This is a genomic window from Azohydromonas lata NBRC 102462 (assembly GCF_001571085.1).
GTDB classification, from domain to species: domain Bacteria; phylum Pseudomonadota; class Gammaproteobacteria; order Burkholderiales; family Burkholderiaceae_C; genus Azohydromonas; species Azohydromonas lata.
This window is the reverse complement of the sequence record NZ_BCTC01000193.1, coordinates 1-5,020: the sequence shown is the minus strand read 5'-3', so window position 1 is coordinate 5,020 and position 5,020 is coordinate 1. Positions and strand designations below refer to the sequence as shown.

The window sequence follows — 5,020 nt, the reverse complement described above, 5'->3', positions numbered from 1 at the left end:
ATTCCCGCCTGCGCGGGAATGACGACTCGGGGGGCGCTGCGGGCCGGTCTCCGGCTGGCGTTTGCCCACTTTCCCCGGACACCAATGCGCCTGCGCGGGAACGACGAGGTCGTGGGCCTGGCTGATCGGCCTGCGGCCAACAACACCCAACAGCCAATATGTCGCCGCCGCCCTCGCCACCGCTCCCAGGCCAAAACCTCCGCCTCCCATCTGCCCACTGAAAGGAGTTTCCCCATGCCCCCGCTGCGCCGCCATCAACTGGCCTACCTGAGCGCCCAAGGCTGGCAGGCGGCCCTGGAGCCGGCGCGCGACGCGCAGGCGCTGGACTGCCTGCGCCACTGGTGCGCCCACGGCCTGCCGCTGGTCGTCACCCGCCAGCCGCTGCCGCTGGCGCCGGAGCGCCCGCTCCTGCACCTGGGCCTGTCGGCCCCGCCCGCCTGGGGACGGCGGCTCTTGAGCCTGCGCGTGCCCGCCACGGCCATCGCCTGGTTCAGCGAATTCCCGTCGCTGGCCGACGCCGCCCCGGTGCTGCCGCGCACCGCCCGCGCCGCGCTGGCGCCGCTGCAGGTCGCGCTGGCCGAGCGCGGGCTGCGCGCCCACGCCTACGGCAGCGTGGGCTGGCAGCAGCTTTCGGCGCAGCGCTACCTGCACCCGCACTCCGACCTGGACCTGTGGCTGCCCGTGGCCCATGCCCTGGAGGCCGATGCCGCCGCCGCGCTGCTGCTGCGCCACGCCCCGCAGCGTCCGCGCGTGGATGGCGAGCTGGTCTTCCCCGACGGCGGCGCCGTCGCCTGGCGCGAATGGGCCGCGTGGCGCGCCGGCCACAGCCGCGCGCTGCTGGTGAAGCGCCTGCACGGCGCGGCGCTGGAGGCCGAATTGCCGGCCGGCTGGACGGCGCCGCCCCTGGCGCAAGCGGCATGAGCGCGCCCGCGCTGGCCAGCGTGCCGGGGGCCGTCCACGCGGCGGTGCCCAAGGCCGCGGTGCACCTGTCGCCCGCCGCCATAGGCCGCGCCGCCACGCTGGCGCTGCACGACGAGCTGGCCCTCGCGCCCAAGCCGGGGCTGGTGTCCTTCGTGGACAGCGGCAGCCACGACGACATGGACGCCCACACCTTCATGCGCAGCCTCTTCGCGCTGCGCCGCTACTTCGTCCGCATGGCCGAGCTGGGCGCGCAGCGCGTGCCCTTTGCCGAGCTGGAGCGCTGCGGCATCGCCGCCGAGGCCCGCATGCTCGCGGCCACCGGCGGCATCAACACCCACCGCGGCGCCATCTTCGTGCTGGGCCTGCTGTGCGCGGCCACGGGCGCGGCGCAAGTGCAGGGCGGCCAGCGCGGCGCGGAGGCGATTCGCGCCAGCCTGCGCGCGCACTGGGGCCAGGCACTGACGGCGCGCACCCAGCGTGTGCCCACGCTGCCCGGCGGCCTGGCCGCGCGCCGCTTCAAGCTGCGCAGCGCCTCGCAGGAGGCGGCGCTGGGGTTCCCCGTGCTGTTCGAGACGGCGGTGCCGGCCTGGCGCCGCGCGCAGCGCCGCGGGCTGGACCTGCCGCGCACGCGGCTGGACGTGTTCTTTGCCCTGATGGCCGAGCTGGACGACAGCAACCTCGCCCACCGCGGCGGCCTGGAGGGTTTGAATTTCGCCCGCGACCATGCACGCAGCTTCCAGGCCGCCGGCGGCGCCGCCGACGCGTCCGCGCTGGCGCGCGCTTGGGACATCCACAGGGCCTTTGTGGCCCGCCGCCTGTCGCCCGGCGGCTGCGCCGACATGCTGGCGGCCGCCTGCTTCCTGAGCCGGGTGGGTCACGAGCCATGAGCCCCCTGCGCTACGCGCTGGTCTTCTCCGGCCAGGGCATGCAGCACGCCGGCATGCTGCCCTGGCTGGAGCGCGACGACACCGTGCAGGCCGTGGAGGCCGCGTTGGGCGCCGACTGGCGTGCTCGCCTGGGCGACCCCGCCTGGGCCGGCTGCAACGCCCATGCGCAGGTGCTGCTCACCGGGCTGGCGCTGGCAGCCTGGCATCAGCTCGCGCCGCTGCTGCCGCCGCCCGCGGTGGTGGCCGGCTACAGCGTGGGAGAGATGCCCGCCTTCTGCGCGGCCGGCGTGATGGACGCGCCCACCGCGCTGGCGCTGGCCCGCGAGCGCGCCGCCTGCATGGACGCGGCGGCCGCCGCGGCCGGCACGGGCTTGCTGGCCGTCACCGGGCTGGCTGCCGAGGCCCAAGCCGCGCTGCGCGCGCGTTTCGACCTGGACGAGGCGATCCGCAACGGCCCGGACAGCGTGGTGCTGGGCGGCCTGCGCGGTGCGCTGGATGAGGCGCAGCCGGCCGCGGAAAGCCAGGGCGCGCGCTGCACGCGGCTCAACGTGGCGCTGGCCTCGCACACGCGCTGGATGCGGCCGGCGGCCCAGGCCTTCGGCCGCGTGCTGGAAGGCGTGGCCCTGCAGCGCCCGCGCGTGCCGCTGTTGAGCAACGCCCTGGGCCGCGTGCGCGACGCCGCGCGGGCAGGCGAAGCTTTGTCCACGCAGATCGCCGCCACCGTGCGCTGGGACGAATGCATGGACGCCGTGCAGGCCCAGCGCGTGGACGCGGTGCTGGAAATCGGCCCCGGCCAGGCGCTGGCGCGCCTGTGGCTGCAGCGCTGTGCGGACGTGCCGGCCCGCAGCGCCGACGAATTCCGCAGCGCCGCCGCGGTGGCCAAGTGGTTGCTGGCGCGGGCGGCCTGCTGACGGGCTTACCCGCCCGCCACCTCGCCCGCCGTTGTTGCCGGTAGCCGGCGGGGTGTGCCGGCGGTGGGCCGTGGCTGCAGCGGGATGTGCACCAGCAGCGTCGCGACCTGGCCCGGCGCCGATTCCAGCTCCAGCCGCCCGCCCAGGGCCGCGATGCGCTCGCGCATGCCGCGCAGGCCCAGCCGGTGGCCCGGTGTGGCTTCAGGGACGAAGCCGCTGCCGTCGTCCTCCACGCACAGGCTCAACTGCCCGTCGCGGGCGGATAGGGCCACGCTCACACGCGTGGCGTGCGCGTGCTTGGCGATGTTGGTCAGCGCCTCCTGCAGCACGCGGTACACGGTGGCGACCACCGGTTGCGGCAACTGGCGCTTCTCCAGGCCGATGGCGAAAAAGTCCACCGGCACACCGAAAAGGCGCGACCAATCGGCCACGTGGCCGCTGGCCGCGTCCACCAGATCGCGCTGTGCCAGGGCGGGCGGGTGCAGGCTGAACACCGCGCGGTCCAGCTCCATGTCCGCGGCCTCGGCCAGCCGCGTGAGCAGCGCCAGCCGCTTGCCCAGCAGCGCACCGCTGGTGGCCGACTGCAGGTCCGCCACCGTCAGCCGCAGCGCACAGAGCTGCTGTCCCACCGTGTCGTGCAGCTCGCGGGCAATGCGGCGGCGCTCCTCCTCCACCAGCCGGGCACGCTCCAGCGCCTCGAAGGCCGGATGCAGTGCAGGGGGCGGGGCCGGCGCCGGCCCAAGCGGCAACGCGTCCGCGTCCACTCCCAGTACCGATGAGGCTTGGGCGGCGCCGGCCTGCGCCTTGAGCTCACCGATCAGGCGCGAGGTCTCGCGCATCAACGCCAGGCTCTCCTGCATGGTGCGCAGCAGCCGCGCTGCGCGCTCGGCCCCCGGCCCTCCCTGTTGCCGCTGCTGCAGCGCCAGGCGGCACTGCTGGATCAACAACTGCTCCGCCGCTTGTAGAGGCTCGCTCGGTGCCGCATCGGCTGGCTGCATGGCGTTTGTCCCCGTGTACAACCCCAAGCCGCACCTGGGGCAATTCCCGGGCCCGGGGTCGAAACGGCGCCGATATGTGTCCACAGTGTGAAAACTTGGACTGACGCCTGTCGGGTCGGCTCAAGCGCCGCGCGGGTGTGTCGAGAAATGAAGGACCGATCGGCCCTGCCCCCACTCCAGACCCCTCAACGGGGCACGACACGCAAGCGATGAACAAGCTCTCACACCTCAAGATTGGCACCCGGCTGGCGTTGAGCTTTGCCCTCATCGTCTGCCTCATTGCCGCCTTGGCCGCCACGGCCTTCTGGCAGCTTGGGCGGGCGCAGGACGAAACCCGCGAGCTCACCGGCCTGCAGGCCGAGCGCGAGCGGCTGGCCACCGAGTGGCGCGAGAACATCGTGCTCAACTCGCAGCGCGCATTGGCCATCGTGTTCAGCGCCGACAAGTCGCTGGGCGCCGTCTTCGCCGACGACATGAAGAAGGTGACCACGCGCACCACCGAGATCCAGAAGCGCTTCGGCGAGCTGGAAGCTTCGCCGCAGGCCCGCGCCATCACCGAGCGGCTGGCGCAGGTGCGCGCGCAGTACCTGCAGCAGCGCGAGGTCTTGCTCAAGTCGCCGCCGGCCGATGCCGCCGCACTGGCGCAGCTCGCGGAGCAGTTCAAGCGCACCGCCGTGGACTACACGGCCGCGGCCACCGAGCTGGCCCGCTTCGAGCAGGCGCGCAGCGCGGCCGTGGGCGAGGACGTGAACGCCGAGCTGGCCTCCATACGCACGCGGCTGGTGGCCACCAGCGTGGCCTGCGCGCTGCTGGCCGGCGTGCTGGGCTGGCTGCTCACGCGCAGCATCGTGCGCCCGCTGTCCGAGGCCCAGGCCACGGCCGAGCGCATCGCCGCGGGCGACCTGAGCACCGACGTGCGCGCCGACACGCGCGACGAGGTGGGCCGCCTGCTGCAGGCCATCAGCGGCATGCAGGACGCGCTGCGCCGCCTCGTGGGCGAGATCCGCGCCTCGGTGGACGGCATCAGCACCGCCAGCTCCGAGGTGGCCGCCGGCAACAACGACCTGAGCGCCCGCACCGAGCAGACCTCGGCCAGCCTGCAGCAGACCGCCAGCTCCGTGGAGCAGATCTCCAGCAACATGCGCCAGAGCAGCGAGTCGGCCAACGAGGCCGACCGCCTGGCGCGCAGCGCTTCCGACGTGGCCGGCCAGGGCGGCGCGGCCGTGCTGCGCGTGGTCACCACCATGGAAGCCATCAACGACAGCTCGCGCCGCATCGGCGACATCGTCGGCGTGATCGACAG

General features: G+C 74.1%; 5 protein-coding genes. 4 read left to right on the top strand and 1 reads right to left on the bottom strand.

Features of this window, described 5'->3' with window-relative positions:
* The first annotated feature begins 234 nt into the window (after positions 1-234).
* The 3 genes from mdcG to ALA01S_RS30120 are packed head-to-tail and all read left to right on the top strand — an operon-like array spanning position 235 to position 2,719.
* Entirely contained in the window at positions 235-921 is a 687-nt protein-coding gene (gene mdcG, locus ALA01S_RS30130; RefSeq protein ID WP_066343308.1) for a malonate decarboxylase holo-[acyl-carrier-protein] synthase, read from the top strand.
* Positions 918-1,808 carry a triphosphoribosyl-dephospho-CoA synthase MdcB gene (mdcB, locus tag ALA01S_RS30125; RefSeq protein ID WP_084268096.1) on the top strand — a complete coding sequence of 297 codons (891 nt, stop codon included), beginning with the start codon at positions 918-920 and terminating at the stop codon, positions 1,806-1,808. The genes mdcG and mdcB overlap by 4 nt, the downstream gene beginning before the upstream one ends.
* On the top strand, positions 1,805-2,719 hold the full coding sequence (locus ALA01S_RS30120) for an ACP S-malonyltransferase (RefSeq protein ID WP_238456018.1): 915 nt from the start codon (positions 1,805-1,807) through the stop codon (positions 2,717-2,719). Before mdcB ends, ALA01S_RS30120 begins: the two co-directional genes overlap by 4 nt.
* A 5-nt stretch (positions 2,720-2,724) precedes the next feature.
* On the opposite strand, the gene ALA01S_RS30115 is transcribed toward ALA01S_RS30120, so the two are convergent.
* Positions 2,725-3,717 (bottom strand): sensor histidine kinase, encoded by a 993-nt coding sequence (locus ALA01S_RS30115; protein ID WP_084268095.1) that lies wholly within the window; start codon positions 3,715-3,717, stop codon positions 2,725-2,727.
* 209 nt (positions 3,718-3,926) lie between these two features.
* Between ALA01S_RS30115 and ALA01S_RS30110 the strand changes: the two genes are divergently transcribed.
* Positions 3,927-5,020 (top strand): methyl-accepting chemotaxis protein (locus tag ALA01S_RS30110; protein WP_066343304.1); only part of this gene is annotated, 1,094 nt, incomplete at its 3' end.

Excerpts from the sequence above, each read along its gene's own strand:
- mdcB (WP_084268096.1), top strand. The coding sequence starts at position 918 with ATGAGCGCGCCCGCGCTGGCCAGCGTGCCGGGGGCCGTCCACGCGGCG.
- mdcG (WP_066343308.1), top strand. The coding sequence starts at position 235 with ATGCCCCCGCTGCGCCGCCATCAACTGGCCTACCTGAGCGCCCAAGGC.
- ALA01S_RS30120 (WP_238456018.1), top strand. The coding sequence starts at position 1,805 with ATGAGCCCCCTGCGCTACGCGCTGGTCTTCTCCGGCCAGGGCATGCAG.
- ALA01S_RS30115 (WP_084268095.1), bottom strand. The coding sequence starts at position 3,717 with ATGCAGCCAGCCGATGCGGCACCGAGCGAGCCTCTACAAGCGGCGGAG.